General features: G+C 72.0%; 17 protein-coding genes. 11 read left to right on the top strand and 6 right to left on the bottom strand.

Annotation, left to right across the window (positions count from 1 at the left end):
• Positions 1 to 1,208 precede the first annotated feature (1,208 nt).
• A complete protein-coding gene (locus MXD95_RS19765; RefSeq protein WP_250642153.1) occupies positions 1,209 to 2,546 on the top strand; it encodes an ATP-dependent 6-phosphofructokinase in 1,338 nt (445 codons plus the stop codon).
• Positions 2,547 to 2,562: 16 nt separating this feature from the next.
• Here MXD95_RS19765 and metX read toward each other — a convergent pair whose 3' ends face one another.
• Positions 2,563 to 3,741 (bottom strand): homoserine O-acetyltransferase MetX, encoded by a 1,179-nt coding sequence (gene metX / locus MXD95_RS19770; protein WP_374122081.1) that lies wholly within the window; start codon positions 3,739 to 3,741, stop codon positions 2,563 to 2,565.
• Positions 3,725 to 5,014 carry a bifunctional o-acetylhomoserine/o-acetylserine sulfhydrylase gene (locus tag MXD95_RS19775; protein ID WP_250642154.1) on the bottom strand — a complete coding sequence of 430 codons (1,290 nt, stop codon included), beginning with the start codon at positions 5,012 to 5,014 and terminating at the stop codon, positions 3,725 to 3,727. Before MXD95_RS19775 ends, metX begins: the two co-directional genes overlap by 17 nt.
• A gap of 304 nt (positions 5,015 to 5,318) precedes the next feature.
• Here MXD95_RS19775 and MXD95_RS19780 point away from each other — a divergent pair, with 304 nt between their 5' ends.
• Genes MXD95_RS19780 through MXD95_RS19800 form a run of 5 tightly spaced genes read left to right on the top strand, consistent with a single transcriptional unit; the run spans position 5,319 to position 10,657 of the window.
• Positions 5,319 to 6,254 carry a proline dehydrogenase family protein gene (locus MXD95_RS19780; protein ID WP_250642155.1) on the top strand — a complete coding sequence of 312 codons (936 nt, stop codon included), beginning with the start codon at positions 5,319 to 5,321 and terminating at the stop codon, positions 6,252 to 6,254.
• Positions 6,251 to 7,912 (top strand): L-glutamate gamma-semialdehyde dehydrogenase, encoded by a 1,662-nt coding sequence (gene pruA / locus MXD95_RS19785; protein WP_250642156.1) that lies wholly within the window; start codon positions 6,251 to 6,253, stop codon positions 7,910 to 7,912. Before MXD95_RS19780 ends, pruA begins: the two co-directional genes overlap by 4 nt.
• A gap of 41 nt (positions 7,913 to 7,953) precedes the next feature.
• A complete protein-coding gene (locus tag MXD95_RS19790; protein WP_250642157.1) occupies positions 7,954 to 8,184 on the top strand; it encodes a hypothetical protein in 231 nt (76 codons plus the stop codon).
• 57 nt (positions 8,185 to 8,241) lie between these two features.
• The gene (locus MXD95_RS19795; protein WP_250642158.1) at positions 8,242 to 8,880 is read left to right on the top strand and encodes a DUF5134 domain-containing protein; all 639 of its coding nucleotides are present in this window, start codon (positions 8,242 to 8,244) and stop codon (positions 8,878 to 8,880) included.
• A gap of 37 nt (positions 8,881 to 8,917) precedes the next feature.
• A complete protein-coding gene (locus tag MXD95_RS19800) occupies positions 8,918 to 10,657 on the top strand; it encodes a CoA transferase (protein ID WP_250642159.1) in 1,740 nt (579 codons plus the stop codon).
• Positions 10,658 to 10,669: 12 nt separating this feature from the next.
• Here the strand turns inward: MXD95_RS19800 and MXD95_RS19805 are convergent, their stop codons facing one another.
• Positions 10,670 to 11,857 (bottom strand): DUF4386 domain-containing protein, encoded by a 1,188-nt coding sequence (locus tag MXD95_RS19805; RefSeq protein WP_250642160.1) that lies wholly within the window; start codon positions 11,855 to 11,857, stop codon positions 10,670 to 10,672.
• An 804-nt stretch (positions 11,858 to 12,661) separates the two neighbouring features.
• Here MXD95_RS19805 and bfr point away from each other — a divergent pair.
• The 3 genes from bfr (at position 12,662) to MXD95_RS19820 (ending at position 15,419) form a co-directional block, all read left to right on the top strand.
• The gene (gene bfr / locus MXD95_RS19810) at positions 12,662 to 13,144 is read left to right on the top strand and encodes a bacterioferritin (RefSeq protein ID WP_250642161.1); all 483 of its coding nucleotides are present in this window, start codon (positions 12,662 to 12,664) and stop codon (positions 13,142 to 13,144) included.
• A gap of 532 nt (positions 13,145 to 13,676) precedes the next feature.
• Positions 13,677 to 14,285 (top strand): superoxide dismutase, encoded by a 609-nt coding sequence (locus tag MXD95_RS19815; protein WP_250642162.1) that lies wholly within the window; start codon positions 13,677 to 13,679, stop codon positions 14,283 to 14,285.
• 357 nt (positions 14,286 to 14,642) lie between these two features.
• Positions 14,643 to 15,419 (top strand): alpha/beta hydrolase, encoded by a 777-nt coding sequence (locus MXD95_RS19820; protein ID WP_250642163.1) that lies wholly within the window; start codon positions 14,643 to 14,645, stop codon positions 15,417 to 15,419.
• Between the two features lie 17 nt (positions 15,420 to 15,436).
• Here the strand turns inward: MXD95_RS19820 and MXD95_RS19825 are convergent, their stop codons facing one another.
• Positions 15,437 to 16,117 (bottom strand): HD domain-containing protein, encoded by a 681-nt coding sequence (locus tag MXD95_RS19825; RefSeq protein ID WP_308301534.1) that lies wholly within the window; start codon positions 16,115 to 16,117, stop codon positions 15,437 to 15,439.
• A gap of 236 nt (positions 16,118 to 16,353) precedes the next feature.
• Here MXD95_RS19825 and MXD95_RS19830 point away from each other — a divergent pair, with 236 nt between their 5' ends.
• A complete protein-coding gene (locus MXD95_RS19830; RefSeq protein ID WP_250642164.1) occupies positions 16,354 to 18,066 on the top strand; it encodes a GlnX family signal transduction membrane protein in 1,713 nt (570 codons plus the stop codon).
• Positions 18,063 to 19,217 carry a glutamate ABC transporter substrate-binding protein gene (locus MXD95_RS19835; protein WP_250642165.1) on the top strand — a complete coding sequence of 385 codons (1,155 nt, stop codon included), beginning with the start codon at positions 18,063 to 18,065 and terminating at the stop codon, positions 19,215 to 19,217. Before MXD95_RS19830 ends, MXD95_RS19835 begins: the two co-directional genes overlap by 4 nt.
• An 83-nt stretch (positions 19,218 to 19,300) precedes the next feature.
• Here MXD95_RS19835 and MXD95_RS19840 read toward each other — a convergent pair whose 3' ends face one another.
• Together MXD95_RS19840 and MXD95_RS19845 are read right to left on the bottom strand one after the other, a co-directional pair.
• Positions 19,301 to 21,535: a serine/threonine-protein kinase gene (locus MXD95_RS19840; RefSeq protein ID WP_250642166.1), complete on the bottom strand. Its 2,235-nt coding sequence runs from the start codon at positions 21,533 to 21,535 to the stop codon at positions 19,301 to 19,303.
• Positions 21,536 to 22,484: 949 nt separating this feature from the next.
• Positions 22,485 to 22,763, bottom strand: a complete 279-nt coding sequence (locus tag MXD95_RS19845) for a GlsB/YeaQ/YmgE family stress response membrane protein (RefSeq protein ID WP_250642167.1) — start codon at positions 22,761 to 22,763, stop codon at positions 22,485 to 22,487.
• Between the last annotated feature and the right edge of the window lie 140 nt (positions 22,764 to 22,903).

A 22,903-nucleotide genomic window follows, 5' to 3' on the forward strand; every position in this document is an offset into this window, starting at 1 on the left:
CGCCGTTCGTGCCGGACGGGCCGGGCGATCATTCGGGCCCGGCCGCCCGGAGTGCGCTGGCCTCTTCGAGACTCCCCGATCACGGCCATGCATGGCAGGGTCGACCGGAAGGATCCTCTCCTTCGATGGGTCCCGACCGCACCGGTCCCTGCGGCCCGGTGCCACGGACCGATCGGCTCTTGCGACCACCCACTGCCCCCGCGGCCAGCCCAGCCCATCACGACCCGCGAGCCATCTCCTTCCCCCCACCGACCCACCGCCGCCATCACCACCACCGACGCCGTCTGTGACGACGGATCGGCCCCGGGAAGTCTCCGTGTCGCTTCTACCGGGCTACGAAGGTACATATCGGACAAAAAACCAGTAGAGGCGACATCCTGCCCAGCGGCAGCGCCACCATCCCCGCAAGTCGGTCACGGACGGTGAGATTCGACGGGTCAATCCGGCCGCGAGCCGGGGATTCACGAGAAGCAACCCGGGTGCGGTGGTGGGCGGGGGATGGTCGGGGGCCGGGTGCGGTGGTGGGCCGGGGATGGGCGGCGCCGGGCGCGGCGCCGGGCGCCGGGCGCGGCGGCGGTCTGAGGGTGGGGCGGCGGATTGCGGTGGGACGGCGGTCTGCGGGTGGGGCGGTCTCCGGGGTGGGGCGGTCTGCGGGTGGGGCAGCGTCGCGGGCGGGGGCAGCGGGTGTCCGGCGTGTGCCTTCCGGCGGCGGAGTGCCCGGGCGTCATCTTCTGGACATGATGCTGTGACATCGAGGCGAGGGTCTCGGCATCTGGGTTGCGCGGCGCGCCATGGGTGTGCAGGGGGCCGGGCCGTATGGTCGGCGCGCTCGCTGCCTGCCGCGGATACGGCCCGGTGACCTCGGCGGGAACGGGGCGATGACCTTGGCCTGCGTCGCGGACGCGTCGGCGTGGGCCACGCCTGAGTGGCCGGTTTCGCGCCCGGCGGCGGGCACCGAGGTGTCCGCCGCGGACAACTCGTGGCCGACTTCGGCCAGAGTCAGGCCGGTTTCCTCATGATGAAGTGATTGTTTCCGTCCGCTGGTGGCCGGCTTGGTCCGCCGATGCCCCCGTGGACGAGGGTATGGCCCGGTAGTCTCGGTCTGGAAGAACTGGGTTGATCGGCGGCGTCCGCCGCAGGCTCGCCCGGGGTATGTATGGAGCGAAGAGACGACGAAGCGCCGATCGAGACGTGAGGGCCGGGCAACGGTGGGTGCGCCACTGCTGGTGGACAATGCAGATCTATCGGTGAAGACCTTGGGTCCATGCCGGATAGATTCTCCCCTTCTGTCGTTGTTGGGTGAACGTCCGACGACGCAGCACTACATCGACGAGTCCGACAAGGTCCTCTACGACGACACCACGTCGATGATCGCCGCGCGCGGTGTCGATCTTGACGCGCTTCCCGGGTTCGAACCGGCTGGGCCGCGGCGGAAGATCTACTTCGATCCGTCGAAGACCAGGGTCGGGATCGTGACCTGCGGCGGGCTGTGCCCCGGTCTGAACAACGTGATCCGCGGTCTGGTGCTGGAGCTGACCTCGCACTATCGCGTGCGGCGCATCGTCGGTTTCCGCAACGGCTATCAGGGATTCATCCCGCGTTACGGCCACGAGGTGGTCGATCTGACGCCGGAGAGCGTGACCAGCATCGACGATGACGGCGGAACGATTCTCGGCAGTTCCCGCGGCCAGCAGGATCCGAGTGAGATCGTCGACTGCCTGTCCCGCATGAACATCAACATCCTGTTCGTCATCGGCGGTGACGGCACGTTGCGTGGCGCGCGGGAGATCTCCCGGGTCGCCACCGAGCGCGGCGAGAAGATCGCGGTGGTCGGTATTCCGAAGACCATCGACAACGATATTCCCTACATCGATCAGAGCTTCGGTTTCCAGACCGCCTTCGGCAAGGCGGCGGAGTCGATCCGGGTTGCCCATGCCGAGGCCACCTCGGCGCCCGGGGGCCTGGGTGTGGTGCGGCTGATGGGGCGGCACTCTGGGTTCATCGCCTGTTATGCGACGCTTGCGAAGAGCAACGCGGATGTCGTGCTCATCCCGGAGCTGCCCTTCAAGCTCGAGGGCGAGGGCGGCCTGCTGCACTTCCTGCGCCGACGGATCGTGGAGCGGGGCCACGCCGTGCTGGTGGTCGCCGAGGGCGCCGGTCAGGAGCTCATCACCGACCAACCAGAAGGGTCGGACGCGTCCGGCAACCGCAAGCTGCACGACGTCGGTCAGGAACTGTCCCGCCGGATCAAGGAGCATTTCGACCTCGAGGGCGTCGAGCTGAACCTGAAGTACATCGACCCCAGCTATCTGATCCGCAGCGTCCCGGCGAACCCGTATGACAGCGTCTACACGATCCGCCTCGCGCATGCCGCCGTGCATGCCGCGATGTCCGGCCGGACGGAGATGGTGGTCGGGCGTTGGCGGCGCCGGTTCATCCACATTCCGATCGGGCTGGCAGTCAGCCAGCGCAATCAGGTGGACCCGGCGGGTGACCTGTGGATGTCGGTGCTGGAGGCCACCGGCCAGCCGCCCCGGTTCGAATAGCGCCGCCCGGATCGCGTCATCGTGGCCCCGGGGCCAGAGCGTCGCGGATGACGGCGCCGACCTGGTCGATCTCGAGGAGAAAGCCGTCATGCCCGCGCGGGGAGTGGATGCGCCGCAGCGGCACGCCAGTGAGGTCGGCCAGTTCCTGTTGCAGCCGGATCGGGTAAAGCCGATCCGAGTCCACCCCGGCGATGCTGAACGGCACCGGGCACCCCCGCAGCGCCGCCGGGTGCCCGCCTCGTCCGCGCCCGACATCCTGGGTCATCATCGCCCGGGTCAGGGTGACGTAGCTGCCGGCGTCGAAGCGGTGGGCCAGGCGGTCCGCATGATGGTCCAGGTAGGAGGCGACCGCGAACCGCCCGTCGGCCTGGACCCGCGCGCCGAACCGGGCGTCGAGCTCGGCCTCACTGCGGTAACTGATCTGGGCCATGCGCCGGGCCAGGCCCATGCCGGCCTGCGGCCCGTGCCCCGGCGGCTGGTGATGGTAGTCGCCGCCGTGCCAGCCGGGGCTGTCCGTGATCGCCTGGAGCTGCACCGCGTACAGCCCGATCTGCTCGGCGGTCGCCGCCGCACCACAGGCGACCACGACCGCGTGCGCCACCCGCTCGGGATGGCGCACGGCCCACTCCAGCGCCCGCATCCCGCCCATCGACCCGCCGACGACCATGGACCAGCGCCGGATGCCGAGCTGGTCGGCGAGTGTCGCCTCGACGCCGACCTGATCGGTGATGGTGATCTCCGGCCATCGCGCACCCCAGGGTTGGCCGTCCGGCGCGAGGCTGGCCGGCCCGGTGCTGCCCTGGCAGCCGCCGAGCACGTTGGGCGCGACAACGAACAGCCGCTCGGTGTCCAGCGCCCGCCCGGGTCCGATCAGGCCATCCCACCAGCCCGCGCTGGGATGGCCTGGCCCGGACGGGCCAGCGGCGTGACTGTCGCCGGTCAGCGCGTGCAGGACCAGCACGGCATTGCCGGCCGTGGCGTCGAGCCGCCCCCAGGTCTCGTAGGCGACCTGGACCCGCGGCACGACACCGCCGCGTTCTGGTCGAAGGGGCTCGGCCAGCACCGCGAAGCGGCGGTGTCCGACCGCATCGACCCCGGCCCGCCAGGCTCCGCCGGCCCCGGCGGCCGGCTCGACGCCGTGCGCCGGCTCGGCGTGTGGCGGTTCGGCGTGTGGCGGCTCAGCGCTTGGCGGCACGGAACCCCGCGTCGAGGTCGGCCAGGATGTCGTCGATGGACTCGATGCCCACCGACAGGCGGATCAGGTCGGGGGTCACCCCGGTCGCCGCCTGCTCGGCCTCGGTCAGCTGCGAGTGGGTGGTCGTCGCCGGATGGATGATGAGCGAGCGGACGTCACCGACATTGGCGAGGTGGCTGAACAGCTCCACGCCCTCCACGAACCGGCGGCCCGCCGTCGCGCCCCCGGCGATGCCGAACGAGAGGATCGCGCCCGCGCCGCGTGGCAGGACCTGCTGCGCCCGGGCGTACCAGGGCGAGGACGGCAGACCGGGATAGGCAACCCAGCTCACCTCGTCGCGGGCCTCGAGCCATTCGGCGACCCGCTGGGCGTTCGCGGTGTGCCGCTCGATCCGCAGCGACAGCGTCTCCAGGCCCTGCAGCAGCAGGAACGAGTTGAACGGCGAGATCGCCGCGCCGATGTCGCGCAGCAGCTGCACCCGAGCCTTCGCGATGTACGACCCGTGGCCGAGCGCCTCCCAGTAGACCAGCCCGTGGTAGCTCGGGTCGGGGGTGGTGAAGGAGCCGAAGCGGCCCGACGCGCCGTAGTCGAACCGCCCGCCGTCGACGATCACTCCGCCGATGGCCGTGCCGTGCCCACCGATGAACTTCGTCGCCGAGTGCACGACGATGTCCGCGCCATGCTCGAACGGTCGGTACAGGTACGGGGTTGCCAGGGTGTTGTCGACGATGAGGGGCAGGCCGTGGGTGTGGGCCACCTCGGCCACACTGGCGGTGTCCAGGATGTCACCACGCGGGTTGCCGATCGTCTCGCCGTAGAACGCCTTCGTGGTGGGGCGGACCGCGCCCCGCCAGGCGTCGAGATCGTCCGGGTCGACGAAGCTGACCTCCACCCCGAGTCTGGGCAGCGTGTAGTGGAACAGGTTGTACGTGCCGCCGTACAGGCTGGTGGAGGAGACGACATGATCCCCGGCCTGCGCGAGGTTGAGGATCGCCAGTGTCTCCGCGGCCTGGCCGGAAGCGGTGGCCAGGGCGCCGACGCCGCCTTCGAGGGCGGTGACGCGCTGCTCGAACACATCCTGCGTCGGATTCATGATCCGGGTGTAGATGTTGCCGGGTTCACCGAGGGCAAAGAGAGCCGCGGCGTGGTCGGTGTCGCGAAAGACGTAGCTCGTCGTCTGGTAGATCGGCACGGCCCGGGCGCCGGTGGTCGGATCGGGCTGCGCACCCGCGTGGATCTGCTGGGTCTCGAACGACCAGCCATCGGAGCTCATCGGCCTGCTCTCTCCCTATCAGTCATCGGTGCGTCGGCCATCGGTGCGTCGGCCATCGGTGAAGGCGGACATCGGTGAAGGCGGACGACGCTAACAGCGCACGACGCGTTTGTCTGCGTTCCGAGTCGCCATCGACGGCCGCCATGCCACACCAGGGAAACCGTCAGGTCGCATGCGGGAAACATGTCGCACGAGGGAAATTTGTGGGTTGCGGGCGAGGCGATGACTGGAGGGGACGCGGCGACCAGGAAGCGCTACCCTTCGTGTTTGGATACCTTCTTCGGGTAGCGAAGCGTGGGCGGTCATGATCAGGAATCTGGTACCCCATCTGGTCCGGACCACACCGGTGCGCGTGGCCCTGACCCACGGGCCCCTCTCGGCCGCGGTGACCGACCGGTTCGTGGCGGGCAACACGGATCAGGACGCGGTATCCGCGGTCCTGCGGCTGTCCGGCGCCGGGTTGCGGGCCTCGGTGGATCTGCTGGGCGAGGGTGCCCGGCGAGGCCAGGACGCCCAGCTCGCGGTGCACGCCTACCTGCGGCTGCTGGACCTGGCCGGCAAGGCCGGGGCGGCGGCGGGCCTGGACGTGTCGGTCAAGCTGTCGGCCCTGGGCCAGACCGTGCCGAGGGATGGTCGCTCGCTGTCGCGGGACAACGCGGCACTGATCGCCGACCGGGCGGCGGCGCTCGGCGCGACGCTCACCCTGGACATGGAGGACCACACCACCACCGATGCGACCCTGGCCACCCTGGCCGAGCTGCGCCGGGACCACCCGTCGGTCGGCGCCGTCGTGCAGGCGCGGCTGCGACGCACCGAGCAGGACTGCAGGGACCTCGCGTACGCCGGTTCCCGGGTGCGGCTGTGCAAGGGGGCCTACCTGGAGCCGGCCTCCGTCGCCTACCGCGGGCACCGCGCCGTGGCGGCGTCCTACGCGCGCTGTCTGGGCATCCTGCTGTCCGGCCCGGGTTATCCGATGGTAGCGACGCACGATCCGCAGCTGCTCGCCCTGACCGGGCGCCTGGCCCGCCACCTGAAGCGACCGGCCGACGACTTCGAATACCAGATGTTGTTCGGGGTGCGCCGCGCCGAACAGCGGCGGCTGGCCGTGGCCGGGGCGACAGTGCGGGTCTACCTGCCGTACGGACCGGACTGCGTGGCCTACCTGTCCCGGCGGGTGGTGGAGAGACCCGCGAACCTTTTGCTCGCCCTGCACGCCGCGAGCGATCGACGGCGCGGATGACCGCGCCCCGCGGGTCTGGTGGGTCGGTGGTGCCGGACGCGGTCAACGAGCCCGTCCGCGGTTACGCGCCAGGGTCGGCACAGCGCCGCGAGCTGCACCGCGCCCTGCTCGATCTCGGCGGCGAGCGGGTCGAGCTGACCAACACGATCGCCGGCCACAGCCGCCCGGGTGACGGCCCTGCCCGCGACGTCGTGCAGCCCCACGCCCACCGCCGGGTCCTGGGCACGCTGCGGGAGAGCACCCACGCCGACGCGGCCCGGGCGGTCGAGGCCGCCAAGGCGGCGGCGCCGGCCTGGCGGGAGCTCGCGTTCACCGACCGGGCGGCGGTGTTCCTGCGCGCCGCCGAGGCCCTGGCCGGCCCGTGGCGGGACACCCTCAACGCGGCGACCATGCTCGGCCAGGGCAAGACCTGCCATCAGGCCGAGATCGACGCGGCCTGCGAGCTCATCGACTTCTGGCGGTTCAACGTCGTTTTCGCCGCCCAGCTGTACGGCGAGCAGCCCCGTAGCGTCACCGGCGAATGGAATCGGCTCGATCCGCGGCCGCTGGAGGGATTCGTCTACGCCGTCACTCCCTTCAACTTCACCTCGATCGCCGGAAATCTGCCGACCGCGCCGGCCCTGATGGGGAACACCGTTGTCTGGAAACCGGCGCCGACGCAGGCATTCGCCGCGCATTTCCTCATGCGCCTGCTCGAATCGGCCGGTCTCCCACCCGGTGTGATCAACCTGGTGGGCGGATCAGGCGAACCGGTGAGTGAGGTCGTGTTCGGCGACCCGGAGCTCGCCGGCGTGCATTTCACCGGCTCCACCGCGGTTTTCGCCCGGCTGTGGCGGATGGTCGCGCACCACCTCGACCGGTACCGCACCTATCCCCGGCTCGTGGGGGAGACCGGCGGAAAGGACTTCGTCGTCGTCCATCCCTCCGCCGACATCGACGTCCTGACGACGGCACTCGTACGCGGAGCCTTCGAGTACAGCGGCCAGAAATGCTCGGCCGCCTCCCGGGCCTACCTTCCAGCGAGCCTCTGGCGGCGAATCGGCCGCGATCTCGCCGCGGCCACCGAGGCGCTCCCCGTCGGCGACATCAGCGATGCCGACACCTTCACCGGTGCGGTCATCGACGCCCGTGCCTACGCGCGGCTTGCCGCCGCCTGCGCCGCCGCGGCCGACGATCCCACCGTCACCGTTCTCGCCGGCGGCCGGTGCGAGGACAGCGTCGGCTGGTTCGTCCATCCCACCCTGCTGCTCGGCACCGATCCGGGGCGCCGCTGGTTCACCGAGGAACTGTTCGGTCCTCTCCTGTCCGTCCACGTCTACGACGACGACCGGCCCGATGCCTGGCCGGACGTGCTGCGCCTCGTCGACCGGACCAGCGCCTACGCCCTGACCGGAGCCGTCATCGGTACCGACCGCGGGGCACTCGCGCAGGCCGAGCGGGCGCTTCGCTTCTGCGCCGGCAATCTCTGCCTCAACGACGCGCCCACCGGGGCGGTCGTCGGGCGCCAGCCGTTCGGCGGCACTCGCCGCTCCGGCACCGACGACAAGGCCGGCTCGGCCCAGAACCTGCTTCGCTGGACCGCGCCCCGCGTCATCAAGGAGAACCTCGTCCCAGCGAGAAAACAGCATCGCGCGCACAACGGGATCCACGAACTCTAAACTTGGGCCATCCGGTCAGTCCCCCCAGCCCTGGAGTTCACATGTCGGCGACCGAGCGTCACGTCCTGACCTTCTGCGGGAAGTGCAGCTGTGGCTGCCCCGAGCTGTTCGTGGACCATGACGCACCGGCCGAGCGTCGCATCGTGCTCACCGACGACTTCGGCCAGCGGATCCAGATGAGCGTCGCGCAGCTGCGGGTCATCGTCGACGAGGCGAGTTCCGGCCAGATCACCGCGCTGGTGGACGCCGAGCTCGCGCTGGGCGTGGGCTGACGTGGCCGGACTGGGAGTCCAGGGTCGCGGTGGGACCGCCCGCCCGGCCGCGCCCCGGTGAACCACGACCATCTCGCCCGTTCCACCGCACAGCTGCCGGTCGCGGTCACCGTCGTCGCGGCGGCGCTGGCAGCGGTGGTCGGACTGTTCCATGCCGTTCGCGTGCTCGGCGTCGACCGCGGGTGGTCACGGTGGTCACGCCTGCCGGAGCCCGTCCGCCGCGTGGTGGGTGACCAGACCGGCCTCGACCCATCCGCCAGGTTCGTTCCGGCGGAGATCGGTCACACGGTCGTCGCGGCGGGCATGGTCGTGATGTTCGTGGGGCCCGCGTCCTGGTCGGCCTCGCTCGCCTTCACACTCGGCTGCGTGGCGCTGGCGCTGGCCTTTCTGGTTCTGGTGCTGACGGGCCCGGCGTGCTGCGAGCCGGCCCGTTGGTCGTGCTGTTCCATGCTGGTGGTGGAGTTCCTGGCGATGGCCTGCATGGCCCGCGCCGGGCGCTGGCCGATGGCCGACTTCGGCGCCCCCGGTGACCTGTCCGGCTGGCTCATCGTCGTGTTCGCGGTCTCGGCGGCGTCGGCGCTCGTCGGGTCGGCGGCGCGCCGGGCCTGGGCCGCCCATCCGGTGCGGACGGCGCCGATCACCCCTGCGGCCAGCCGGCTCGTGATGGCCTCCGCCATGCTGATCATGCTGGTATGAGTGGCGCGGGGGGCGCGTTCGTGGTGACCTCGTGCAGGTGAGCCGGCCCCCGACGCGCCCAGACCCGAACCCGGACCTGGACAGGCACCCGGGTCCGGACCCGGACCTGGACCTGGACCTGGACCCGCGGACGCGCCTGGATCGGCAATGGTGGGACGAGCTGCGCGCTGCCCTCGTGGGCCAGGGCCTGTCGGTCCCGGCCGAACCCCGCTCGTCCGCGGCGGCCTCCGGTCGCGACGCCGGGCCTGGGTTCGATCTCGCCCGATCGGCGGTGCCCGCGCTCACCTGGGCCGACAGTGGCCTCATGTGGCTCACCGGGTCACCGGGAGCGCCTCCGACGCTCCCGGACGGCCCGGTGATCGGGCGTTGTGACGCGGCCGCGCGGATGTTCGCCGCGCTGTCCGCCGAACGCGGCCAGACGCAGCATCCTGAGGTCGCGACCCTGCTGGGCGGCCGGGCGGCGCTGCTGGGACTGAGCCGGCACGGGCGTCGGTCCGCCGGGGGAAGCTGCCGGCTGCTGCCGACGGCGGACGGCTGGATCGCGGTGAACCTGGCCCGAACGGCGGACCTGGAGGCCGTCGCCGCCCTGCTCGGCGCGCTCGGCGCTGACCCGGCCCCGGCGGGCGCCGCGGCGCGGGCGTCCGAAGGCGGGCCACCGGGGCCGGAGTACGAGTCGGTGGGGTCGGTGGGGTCGGTGGAACGGCAGGCCGAGATCGGTCTGGTCTCGCCGCAGGGGGCCTGGTCGGCGCTGTCCGCGGCGGTCCGCGACCGACCGGCCACGGAGGTGGTCGAGCTTGCCCAACTGTTGTCGATGCCGGTCTCCGCGCTGCGTACGGACCGGCGCCCACCGCCCGTGCGGACCCATCCGGTCCCGGGAGCCCGACCGGGGGCCGCGGGGTCGTGGGGCCGGCGAGCGAGGCCCGGCTCGGATCTCGGGGATCTCGGCGGTGACGGTCTCCTGGTGGTCGACCTGTCCGCGATGTGGGCGGGCCCGCTGTGCGCGTACCTGCTCGGCCGGATCGGCTGCCGAGTGATCAAAGTGGAGAGCGCGCGTCGCCTCGACGGGGCACGCCATGGCAGCCCGGCGTTCTATGACTGGCTGCACGCCGGGCACGAGAGCGTGCTGCTCGACTTCGCCACCGCGGACGGGCGGGCGATGCTGCGCCGTCTGCTGGACCACGCGGACGTCGTCATCGAGTCGTCGCGTCCGAGGGCGCTCGCCCAGCTCGGGATCGAGGCGCCCGAGGTCGTCGCAGCCCGTGCCGGCCGGGTCTGGGTGAGCATCACCGGCTACGGGCGCACGTTCGGCTCGTCCTGCACCGGTCCGGACCCGGTGGCGTTCGGGGACGACGCCGCGGTGGCCGGCGGTCTGGTCGGCTGGCAGCCGGGCGAGCACGCGGCCGCGCCGACCCCGGTGTTCTGCGCGGACGCGATCGCGGACCCGCTGACCGGCCTGTTCGCGGCGGTAGCGGTCACGGCATCCCTGCGCGCGGGCGGCGGGCACCTGCTCGATGTCGCCATGCGGGACGTGGCGGCCTGGGTGGGAGCTCCACCGGACGCCGCCCAGGCGGCGCGGATGGGTGCGGGTGCGGGCGCGGGCGCGGTGCGGGTGACCGGGTCCGATCAGCGGGGCTGGACGGTTCACCAGGAGGGCAGATCAGGGCGGGTCGCGCGCCCACGGCCGCCCTGGCCGAGCGGCACGGACGGGTCCCGGCCGCGCGCGCCCGAACCGGGGGCGCACACCCGCGCGGTCCTGGCCGGGCTGCTCCCGGCCTGAACACCACCACCATCACGACGCCGCGGCGGCGTCGCCTCGGGAGTCGTCGCGCCGGGACAGGGTGTCGATTCCGGGCTCGGTGGGATCGTCGTTACCGATGGCCCGGCCTGCGGGCTGGGGCGCCGCGCGCACGGGGGCGGCGGGCCGGCTGTGCTCGGCGGCGCCCGGCCGGTCGATCTGGGTGACTGCCTCGAAGACGGCGTCGTCCAGGACGGCGGCGGGCCCGGCCGGTGGCGCCATCGCACCGGGCGCACGGGTCGCCTGCGCTGTCATGAGTGTCGCCACCTGCGCCGCCGGCAGCGCCGCCACCCGGGCATTGTCCGGACCGTCCGGGACCGGCTGCGAGTCCGACCGGTCCAGGGCCAGTCCCCGGGGATCCGCGTACACTCCTGTCCCGACCAGCCCGCCCGGGATCGGGGGCTGCGGATCGGAGGCCGCCCGGGTCGGCGGGGGCCTGGATCCAGACCAGCCGCCGAGGTCGGGCTGCTGGCGACCCGGCGCGAGGTGCCAGACGGCGACCGCGAGGCCGACCAGCCACAGATTCCACAGAAACTGGCCGATGACGCGGCCGGTCACCGCCGCGGCGAACCCGAACGGCAGCAGCGCGCCACCCAGCATGCCGAGCGAGGCCACCGCTGCCCAGATCCCGAGTCCGGCGAGCGCCGCCTGTGGGCGCCGGCTGTCGGCCGCCGCGAGCAGCGGCAGGCGTGCGCGCACCACCCCAGCCACCAGGCACACCGACCAGCACGCGGTGAGCAGGCAGGCGAGCACCTCGCCGATCATGATTCCGAACAGGGTGCGGGCGGCGTCGAAGACGAGCGAGGTCTGGTCCGAGGGGTTGGGAGCGGCCGCACGCCGGAACAACGCGGGTACGACGAACAGCCAGAACAGCAGGCCGACGAGATGAGCGGCGCTCGCCGCGGTGGCGAGGACGATGGGAAGGGGGCGGTGCGGCCCCCCGGGCAGCAGCTGCATGATCCCCGCCGTGATGGGGACGAGGAGGGCTGCCGCGACGACGGAGAGAACGAGCCCGGTGACGACGGCGAACCAGTGGCCCTGCAGCGCCGCGAGGCTGGCGGTACCCGAGGCCGTGAGGACCTCGGGATAGCCTGCGGCGCGGCGCAGCATGGTCAGGCCGACGGCGCCGCACACGGCACTCACCAGCAGCAGAGTCGCAGTGGTGCGCTGACCGGTGAACATCGACGCCGCACCTCCCGCGGGGGCCAGGGCCAGGACCGCAGCCCGTCGGCAGTCGCGACCGCCGGGGGAGTCCACCACCTCGCCCGTTCGGAGGTAGCGACCGTTGCATCGCTTAGAGTAATCGAAGGTGGGCGACGCGGCTCGGCGCGAGTGCCCTTGCGGGTGGTCTGTCCGGGCAGTTCCACCGCCTACCGCCTACCGCCTACCGCCTACCGGACACGGCGGGGCGGGGACGTGCCGGGACCGGCGGGTGACGGGGAACGGCGGTGGTGTGCGGTCCCACCGTGGTGGGCGCCCGTCGCCGGGTACCCCCGAACCACGGGACGGCAGTCGCATGATTTTCCACACGCCCGTCCTGGCCTTTCGGCGAGCGGGAGCGACATCCTCGCCGCAATGTCGCCGGATGGCCGTCCGACAGTCGAGGGGCATCCAGGGTCGATGGCTAATGTGGGGTATCCAAAGGTGCCTGGATCCTGCGGCTAATGTGGCGTAGCGCCCGTTCCTCGGATCTCCTCTGGGTAGGCTCTCCTAACTTTGGTCAACCTAACCTGGATGTCGTTGTCGGGCGCGTTGTGGGATCTGGCCGGCCCGGCGCGATGCGAATTCCCTATCCATGTGATTTGCTGAGACCGACAGGGGCGCGCGTCCGACCGCTCCGACCGCTCCGATCGGTCTGTGTCGCTGCCGTCGCGGATCGTCGAGGTCGGGACGTGGGGGTTGGGATGTCCGTGCGAGGACGGCCGTCCGCCCCGGCAAAGGCTCTGATGACTGGGCAGTGCGGTTGGCGAAAGGATGTGGAACGAGATGGCGACCCGCGGGGACGCTGAAATCATCGAACTACTGAACAGTGTGCTGACGAACGAGCTGACGACGATTAACCAGTACTTTCTGCACAGTCGGATGCAGCGCAACTGGGGTTACCGCCGTATCTCCGAGCACTATTATCACGAGTCCATCGACGAGATGAAGCACGCCGACCGCCTCATCGAGCGTGTGCTTTATCTCGGTGGACTGCCGAACCTGCAGCGGCTGCACACGCTGCGGATCGGGGAGACCGTGCCCGAGCAGCTTGAGATCGACCGTAGTGGCGAGTTCGGGGCGGTCGATCTCCTCCGGCGCGCCGTCGCGCTGAGCCGGGAGCGCGGGGATGTCGGTTCGGCGGTGCTCTTCGAGCAGATCCTCGTCTCCGAGGAGGAGCACATCGACTGGCTGGACGCGCAGCTCGAGCTGATCTCTCAGCTCGGTGCCGCCCACTATCTGAGCCAGCAGATCCACGAGGACGACTGAGCGGGACTCCGCCGTCGCGAGGGCGCGGTGGTACCCGCGGTCCCGGCGCGCCGGCCCATGGTGCCGGGTGGGCCGCGGCCGGAGCCGTCGGCCGCGCGGGAGCGCCGAGCTGACCGAGTGGTCGCTTGCGGGGGATCGGCGGGCGGCCGTTGCGCTATCCGGAGTGCCCGCATTTCCGGACTGCTGCAAATTCGTTACTGGCTGTTGTTTCCTGGAGGCCGCTCGAGGTATGTGTGTCTCTCGGTAGGGGATGGTGTGGGCTGTGGTGCTGCAGGACCGAACCTCCGGACGATAGGGTTCAACCGGAGGCTCACGGTATCTGGCGTCGAGATCATCTGGCGTCAGGGTCATCTGGTGTCAGGGTGCTCCCGTCGCCATCACGGCGGCGGGCCGGAGAGGAGCGGGTGTTCGCTGTCTGGCTCCGTCCGGCCCGGCGGCCCCCCGACGCCATCGAGCCGCCTACCTGAACCGCCGGGAGTACCCGTACGGGTGCCCCCAGCCAATCCCTCGCAAATGGAAGGACCGTGCTCTAGTGGCGACGTACACTCTGCCGGACCTGAAGTACGACTATGGTGCGCTGGAACCGTCCATCATCGGGCAGATAGTCGAACTGCACCATGACAAGCACCACGCGACCTACGTCAAGGGTGCGAACGACACTCTGGAGAAGATCGCCGAGGCGCGGGACAAGGGCGACTTCGGGGCGATCGTCGGCCTGGAGAAGACGCTGGCGTTCAACCTCTCCGGCCACATTCTTCACTCGATCTACTGGGAGAACCTCTCTCCGGACGGCGGCGACAAGCCGGACGGTGCGCTCGGCGAGGCGATCGCCGCGGACTTCGGCTCGTTCGACGCTTTCAAGGCGCAGCTGAACTCCGCGACGACCACCGTGCAGGGCTCCGGCTGGGGCGTCCTCGCCTATGACGCGACCGGCGACCGGCTGCTCATCGAGCAGGTGTACGACCACCAGAGCAACGTGGGCATCGGGAACACGCCGCTGCTCGTGTTCGATGCCTGGGAGCACGCCTGGTACCTGCAGTACAAGAACGTGAAGGCCGACTACGCGGCCGCCCTGTGGAACATCGTCAGCTGGGCCGACGTCGCCGCCCGTTACGGGAAGGCCAAGGGCGCCTCCGCCTGAGTGTGTGGTGGGTGCCGCGGGCGCCCGCGGCGGGCATCGCGGTGTTACCGGCCGGTGTCCGACGCGGGTGTCCCGGATGTCCCGGGTGCTGCGTCGGGCGCCGGCGAACGCCGCCGGACAGGGTCGGATGCGCACGTCAACGGGCATGGCGAGGACATCGGTGTCGGGTGTCGAACCCAGGGAATTTCGGCGAGCGGCTCCGGATGGCCGTGCCACCGTCCTACCCTGGTGCCAGGCTGCCGAGCGTGGTTCCGCGGTGACGGTTTCCGTGGGTTCGCCGCATCTGCCCGGCTGTCCTGGCCTTTCGGGTCGCCGTCGCGCGGCGGCCCGATCCCTGCGAGAGAGACCGAGGCGCCGATGACGTCGCCCCTGCATCCGCCGCTGCACACCGCCGAGCACGCCCCGACCGCGGACACCCGCGGTCCGATCGTTGTTCCGCCCGGGCCACGGCGCCCCCGCCCGGACGAGGCGGGACCACCGCGCATCCCGGCCCCCGGCCTGGCCCCCAGAGGCTCCCCGGCCGCCAGACCTGCCGTCCAGGCCGTCCAGGCCATCCAGGTCGGCCACACCGCACAGACGGCGCCGTCGGCAAGGGGTGTCGCCCTGGCGCGTCGGGAGGTCCGCTCGGTCGTGGCGATTCTGCCCGGCCGTGGGCAGGACAGCGACGTGTTCGCCGCACTCGCGGACCGGCTCGCGCTCGACGGCCATCAGCTCACCGTCGTCACGGACGGGGCCAACCGCATCCCCGCGGTGGTCGAGACCCGGGTCCCGGGGGTGCCGTTCGTGCTACTGGGAGCTGACACCGGCGCGCTGGCAGCGCTGGCGATGGTCGGTTCGCCCGCGGTGCGGCCCGATGGCCTGGTCCTGCTCGGGCTTCCCTCACTGCACACGCCGGTCGCGTCGCTGCCGGTCGCGGAGCCGCTGCCCCGCGCGCTTCCCGATCTGCCGATCCTGCTGATCCACGGCGCCAAGGACGAGGTCAGCCCGCTGTCGCTGGTCCGCATGACGACCAGGACCGCGTCGCGGGCGGAGCTCGCCGTCGTCAGCGGCGGTCATGACCTGCTCGCCGGCCCCGGACGACGCAGCGTCGCCGCACGCACGCTGCTGTTCCTGGAGAGTCTTCCGGACGCCTGACCGCGCGGCGCCGCTGGTCAGGAAAGCAGGTAGCCGCGACGCACCGCGGCGTCGAGCATCGTCCGGACATACTCCCAGAGAGCCGGGGAGCCCTGTTCGATCACCTCTCGATGCGCGAGGACGTCCACGTGGCGCACCCCATGGGGGCGCCACGTGCTCCCGCCGGTGTAGAAGTTCAGGAGCAACGGCTGGACCCGATCGAGCGCGCGGGCGAATCGCGCGTCGGCGGTGTCGCGGCGCTCGAACTCCTCCCACAGCGCGCGCAGGGGCGTGGCCTGGTCGGGCGGCAGCTGAGGGAACAACTGGTCGGCGGCGGCGCGCTCGCGCTGTTGCTGCCCGGCGACCGCGTGCGGGTCGTAGACGAACGTGTCCCCGGCGTAGATCTCGACAAGGTCGTGGACGAGCAGCATGCGCAGTACCCGGCCGTGGTCGACGCCCGCCGCCGCGTACTCGCCCAGGACGACGGCGAGCATCGCCAGGTGCCAGGAGTGCTCGGCGTCGTTCTCCGGGCGGGACAGATCGACCAGGTTGCTGCGCCGCAGCACCGACTTGAGCTTGTCGATCTCCATCAGGAACGCGATCTGACGGGCGAGACGTGCGTCGGTGATCCCCTGCGGCGGCGCGACCGGCAGGGTCGGCGGTGGCGCCGCCGCGTCGTTCGGGTGCGATCCAGGGCGGCCCGGTTCGGCTGATGTCATGAGCGCTGACCTTACGGACGAATCACCGGTGCGCGCGGGCGGACGCCGCGGCCATGGGCGCAGTGACCGGACAAACGGTTACGTCGAGTAACTATATTGCCGCCTGACGTGTACGCTCAGTGAGTGTGACGGGTGTGGTGTCGACTCCGGCCGATGCGCTGAGAACACGGCCGCAGGGCTGGCGGCGCGCCGTGGAACCACCGGCGGCGCGGCGCCGACGGGTACCGCGGATGTCGATGGTCGTACGCGTGGTCCGGATCGCACGCGGGGCCGCGCGGCATTGCGACGCCGAGGTACGCCTGGTCGGCCTGCTCGCGCTGGTGGTGCTTGCCCTGGGCCTGTTCGGATTCACGATCCGTGCCGTCGTCTCGCATCGGCTGGAGGCGACCGATGATCTGCTGGCCCGCCAGGGTCGGGCCCTGGCCACCGCCCAGGAGCTGCGGGCGGCGCTGTCCCAGGCGGACGCGGCCGCGGCGGCCGAGGTGTTCGCGCCCGTCGAGCTGCTGGTGGACCGCGGTGCGCCGAGCGCGCAGCAGCGGCGACGCTATGACGGGATCAAGTCGGACGTGTCGTTCGAGATGAGCGTCGCCGCGTCCGCCCGCAGTGTGCTGGACCTGCGCAGACTCGATCCCGCCCTGTGCCCGGACGACACCGACGCCCGGCTGGTACCGGGCGCGGTCGATCCAGGGGCCGACCTCGGGAGGGCGACGGACGGCGGCGGCCCGCCGGTGACGGCTGGTCACGACCAGTCCGGCGGCCTGGAACCGCCCTGGTCGGATACCTCGGGTCCGCAGGTACCCGGTCCGGGCACGGCGGCCGCACCGGCGGGTGCCGCCGGCGCGACGCCGGGCGCCGTGGTCGCCGACGGCGCGCGGGCGGCGGGCAGCGGGGATGGCCCCGCCGCGGCACCGGCTGGAGAGTCCTGCCCGCTGGATCTGCTCGCCCAGGAGATCCCGGTCTACAACGGGATGGTCGAGCGGGCGCGGGCGAACGACCGGGTGGAGCTGTCGGTCGGCGAGGCCTACCTGCGCGCGGCGTCGACGATGATGCGGGCGGAGATACTGCCCGCGACGGAGGTCCTGGTCGCGCGCTACGCCGACGCCGTCGACCGCGCCTATCGGCACGCGACGGGAGCCCGCGGCGAGTGGGCTGTCGTCGTCACCGCCGCCGTCGCGCTCGGCGCACTGGTCGGCGCCCAGGTGCTGCTGGTCCGCCGGACCAATCGGCTGGTCAACCCCGGCCTGCTGATCGCCACCGCCGCGGTCCTGGCGGCGGTCACCTGGACGGCGGTGGCCTTCGGCACGCAGCAGAGCAGGCTGGACGCGGGCCGGGACGCGGGATACCGCCCCATGACCCTGCTCGCGCGGTCCAAGACCCTCGCCCTCGAGGCCAGGGTCGACGAGAACCTGTCGCTGGCAGCGCTGGGTAACGGTCTGCGCTTCGACGAGCATTTCGCCTGGGTCGCGCGGGGACTGGGATTCGACTCGTCCGGTGAGCGCCTGCCCCCCGAACCGGTCACCCGCCGGGGCTCCCTGGTCGTCGCGCTCGACGCCCCCGCGGGCGGCGGGACGCCGACGGACCTCGAGGCGGACCTGCGGGCATGGCTGCGGATCCGCCAGTCCGTGGTGCGGCTGCTGGCGTCCTCGCCGGACTCGGTAGTCGCCGCCGCGCATGGTCCGGGCGACGCGGGTATCAGAGGCGACCCGCGATCGTCCGACGCGTTCGGCGAGGCGGTGACCCGCACGCTGGGGCCGGGGACCACGGCGTTCACCCGCTTCCTCGGCACGCTCGACGTCGCGGTCGACACGGCACGCGGGCGGTTCGACACCGACGTCCACCAGGCCGGTGCGGCGCTGCGGGGACTGCGACTGGCCGGCCCGGCGCTGGTGCTCGCCGCGATCATCGCCGCGGTGGCCGGCATCTGGCCGCGACTGCGGGAGTATCTGTGACCAGCGGCACCGGTGCGGGTGATCGCCGCCGGTCCGCCCGCGCGTGGGCACTCGGCGCGGGCGCCCTGACCCTGACCCTGATCCTCGTCCTGGCCGCCTGCGGCACGGCCCGTAGCCCGCTGCCGATCGAGGCCGGTCCGCTGCCGGCCTCTCCAGCGCCAGCCGAGCCGGATGGCCCACATGGCCCCGGTGCGGTCGGTGGGCCCGCGGGGCCTGGTTCGGGCGCCGTCGGTGCCACGCGGGCGGATGGCACCTGCCGCCAGGACGGCCGTCCCGTGCGTGCCAGTGAACCGCCGCTCGCGCCGCTGCCTCCGCCGGGCCACATGCCCGCGGGCTCTCGGCTGCGTTCGATCGCGCAGGACCGCGGCTACCTGCGAATCGGCATCGTGACCGACGCGCCGCCGGCCGGGCTGATGAACTGGCGCACCCTGCGGCTGGAGGGATTCGACGTCGGCATCGCCCGTGCGGTGGCTGCGGCGATCTTCGGCTCGACGGATGTGGACAGCCATATCCAGTTCCGCGCGGTGACCACCACGGACCGGGAGGACCTGCTGCGCTCGAACATGGTGGACATGCTGGTGGCCACCATGACCATCACCTGCGAGCGCAAGCGGCAGGTGCGTTTTTCCAGCGTCTACTACGAGGCGACGCTGCGTCTGCTGGTGCGGGCTGGCTCGGGCATCGACAGCCTCACGGCACTGGCCGGGCGGCCGGTGTGCACCGCGGCGGGCGGCACCGCGGACGAGAAGCTCGAGCGCGTCCGACCCCCCGAGACGCCGCGGGTCGTGACCCTGCCCCGCATCGCCGACTGCCTGGTCGCGCTGCAGTACGGGGACGTCGACGCGATCGTCGGCGATGACGTGCTGCTGGCCGGTCTGGCCGCGCAGGACCCCTACACCACGGTGCTGGGACCGGGCGCGTTCGGCGCCGCGCTCGCCGCCCATGGCGGGCTGGACGAGCCGTACGGCATCGCGATGCCGATCACCGGCGACGCCGCGAGCGACGATGCGTTCGTGTCGTTCGTCAACGGCGTCCTGCGGCAGATCATGGTCGACGGGACCTGGTCGCGCCTGTACGACGAGTGGCTGCGCCCCGGGCTGCGCGCGCAGGGCCACCCGCCGCTGGCGGATCTCGACCGCGACTCCACCTGAAGGCCAGGCCGGGCGCCCAGGCGGGACTCTCGCTCGGGACCCACCCTTGACCTGTGCTCGGGATGTGTGCTCGGGATGTGTGCTCAGAAAAAGGTGCGGGGACGGGCTCGGTTCGCCTGGTCCACCAGCCGAACCCGGCCGGCCCGGTCGGGAGCGAGGCGGGCCATGTCCCGGTAGGTCCGGGCGAGCCCCGAGCGCAGCTCCCGTTCGGTCATCGGCCGGTCGAGCATCAGCGCCGCGCCGGTGCCCCCGCGCACGGCCAGGCCGGCATCAAGGCCGGCATCCAGAGCAGCATTGAGGCCGACGTCCAGGCCGGCATCGAGGCCAGCGTCGAGCAGGGCCAGGGCGCACACATAGAGGTCCCGTCGCAGTTCGACCCGGCGCCGCTCACCCAGGTCCAGGCGGGGGTCGGTGAGCATGGCCGCGGCGCGCGTCAGCGCCGTGTGGCCCGTGCCCGGTGGGTCGTCCTCGGCGGCGCGGGCGATCAGTACCTCGATCATCCGGGCGCGCGCGGCAGTGTACGCGGAGGACGTGCGGGGCACCCGCCCGTAGGCGTCGAGCCGGCCGTCCGGGTCGGTGCGGCAGCGGGCCAGCCCGAACGCGGCACTGGTGACCCCCGGGTCGATCGTGCCCACGATGTCGTACAGGTCGGCGGCCCGGGCTCTGGCCGCCTCGCGCTGCTGGGGAGAGCTGGCCCGCGCGGCGATCTCCGACAACGCCGTCGCGAGCGCGAGGCGCGGCGCAAGCTCCCCGGGCAGCTGCGAGTACACCCGGTCGAAGGCGGCCACGGCCAGGCCCGGCGTGCCACCGACGAGCGCGGCGACCCCTCGGTACCAGTCCACCCGCCACTCCAGGGGAGCTGTGCGGGCCGCCTCGTCCAGGACGCGGGCGGCCGCGCCGAGCTGGCCGGCGCGGATCGCGACGCGGGCCTGGGCAAGGCGGACCTCGGTGGTGACCGGGACGATCGCGGCCAGTCGGGCGGCCAGGGCGGCGGGCTCCTCGTCGGACCCCGCCGCCAGCGCCGGGGCATGCGGGTCATCCGGGTCGACGCGCAGTTCCGGCAGCACCTCCCAGGCGAGCGGTGCCGCGAGCGGGCCGGCCTCGCCGGTGGGATGGCTCGCCGTGTCGAACCACCGGCTCGCCAGCGGCGGGACCGGGCCCTCGGTACGGGCGACGATCTCGTACAGCACTCCGACGAGTTCGTCGGCAAGCTCGATGACACTCTGGAACCGTCGACTCGGATCGGTCGCGGTGGCCCGGCGCAGCAGGCGGTCCAGCGACTCGAACTGCCGCAGCGGCAGGTGGGCGCGGCGCGGGGGCAGGACATGGCGGTAGGCGTCGATGAAACCGGCGAATCGCCCGAGTACCAGGCGGGCAAGGGTCCGCGCGACCGCGAAGACGTCGGTGGTGACCGAGGGGGCGCAACGGGTGATGCCGTCGGGACGTTCCCCGTCGTCGTCGAGCTCCGGCGCCCGGTAGCCGGGGGTGGACAGATAGCCGGAGACCCGGTCGTCGATCCGGCGCGCACCGCCCAGATCGATCAGCTTCACGCCGGACGGGGTGATCATCACATTGTCCGGTTTGAAATCGCAGTAGACGAGCCCCATGCGGTGCAGGTAGCCGAGCGCCGGCAGCACGCGCAGCAGATAGCGCAGGATGTCGGCCACCGGTGGCAGCGGCGGCCCTGCGCCCGTTCCCGTGTGGGCGGGGACCGTGTGGGCGGGGACCGTGTGGGCCGGGTGGGTCGTGGGGGCTGGGCGGGCCGACTGGGCCGCGTCGGCCATGGTCGCCAGGGAGATTCCAGGCACGTATTCCATGACGATGTAGTCCTCGCTGGCGTGCGCGACGTAGTCGAGGATCTTCACGATGCTGGGATGGGAGACCGTGGTGAGAATGCGCCGCTCGACCTCGGCGATGCGCCGGGCCTCCGGATTCGCCGCGTCGAGCAGACCCTTGAGCACCACCCAGGCTTGGACGTCGTCGCCCCCGAGATTGTCGTCGGTGGCCGCGTACACCCAGCCGAGCCCGCCGTGGGCAATGACTCCGTGGACGGTGTATCTGCCGACGCGTTCGCCGGGGCGCAGCTTCACCGTGAACGAGTAGCGGTGCCCGCAGCCGGCGCAGGAACCGTCGAGCGGGACCGATCCCGCCTCGTCCGGCTGGGCCACCGGCGCGCCGCACCCGGCGCATTCCCGCAGCGCGGCCGGCACGCTGGGTGCCTCCAGCAGCGCCGGCTCCGCGCCGACCGTCCGGGTGCTCCGCCGCGGCAGGCGCAGGGGGTCACGCGTGGAGCCGGGTGCGGGCCGGCCACGTGGCACGCTCGTCGACCGGGGAACGGGGACCGCCGGCCCGTCCGGGCCCCCTGTGCCACCAGCGCCACCGCCACCTGCGCCACTAGTGCCATCTGCGCCACCTGTGCCATCTGCGCCACCTGTGCCGCCCGACAGCCCTGGGCGGATCTCGCTCTCGCCGTCGTCGCCCGGGCGGGGAGAGCCGGTGAACCGCGCCCTGGCCGGTTCGGTCGGCTCGAGCGGATCGCCGGGTCGTGTGGCATCGCCAGGCTGTGCTGCGCCGTGCTCCGACATCGGCAACCTCCACCCCGATCAGCCTCGATCCATCGGCGCCACCCGCCATCGACGCTCGCGCCCGGTAGTCGGGTGCCTCCAGACCGACAGCATGACAGGGTGAGGCGGCCTTCGGCGAGGCGTCCACGGCGAGGTCGCAACGGCGACGTGTCCACGGCGAGGCGTCCACGGCGAGGCGTCCACGGCGAGGCGTCCACGGGGAGGCGTCTACGGCGAGGCGTCCACGGGGAGGCGTCGGCGCCCGGCGGGCACGGTGGTCAGGGATTCCGTCGGCCGATGCGGCGTCGGTCCGCCGCCACAGGCCCAGAGTCACGTTCTGCAACGAAATTCCCGGGGTCAGACCGGCCGAAGATCCAAACAGGTCGTCGTGGGGGTGTTCGTGTCCGATTTGCCCCCCACAGCGACCTGGGTAGCCGGATCTTGCTCCGCCGCCCGGCGCGGACGGTAACGATCAAGGGGCCTGGGGGGACCTGCGGTGGGATCCGGGTGAGGGTCGGCCTCGTCGGTGGCCGGTCGGCAGTGTGAACGCGCGGCCGGGCCAACCGGTCCTGCGCCGGCGAACAGGACGGCAAGGTCGTCATGGCGCGTACAACGGTGGGCGGGGTGACCGGTGGGGTGTCCCAGGGCCAGCCCGCCCACCGTCGACGTTATGTGATCATCCGTGGCCCGGCGGGCCGTGCGGTCAGTGGCGCACCGCGCGGCGACCGGAGACGGCCCGGTAGACGAGCAGGGCGGCGATCGCGCCGATCACGGAGCCGATGAAGCCCGACGGCTGGAAGGCACCCTCGCTGAGGTCATGGCCGAAAAGAACGTAGCCGAGGAATCCACCGATGAACGAGCCGACAATACCCAGGCCAATTGTTGCCGGAATACCTATCGGGTCACGCCCGGGGACCAGAAGACGGGCCACGGCGCCAGCCGCCAGGCCGAGCAGAATGAAGGTGATGATGAACCAGAGCACGGGAACCTCCGCAGTTTTTTCGGGGCCGGCGGCGGCCAGGTGTGCCGCTTTCCGGTCTGCCGGGCTGATCGAAGGATGATGTCCCCGGTGCCGACTCCATCAAACGGCCCTTTTCGGTAAAGGTTCCCGGCTGGGCCGAG

The organism is Frankia sp. AiPa1 (assembly GCF_023243075.1).
Lineage (GTDB): Bacteria > Actinomycetota > Actinomycetes > Frankiales > Frankiaceae > Frankia.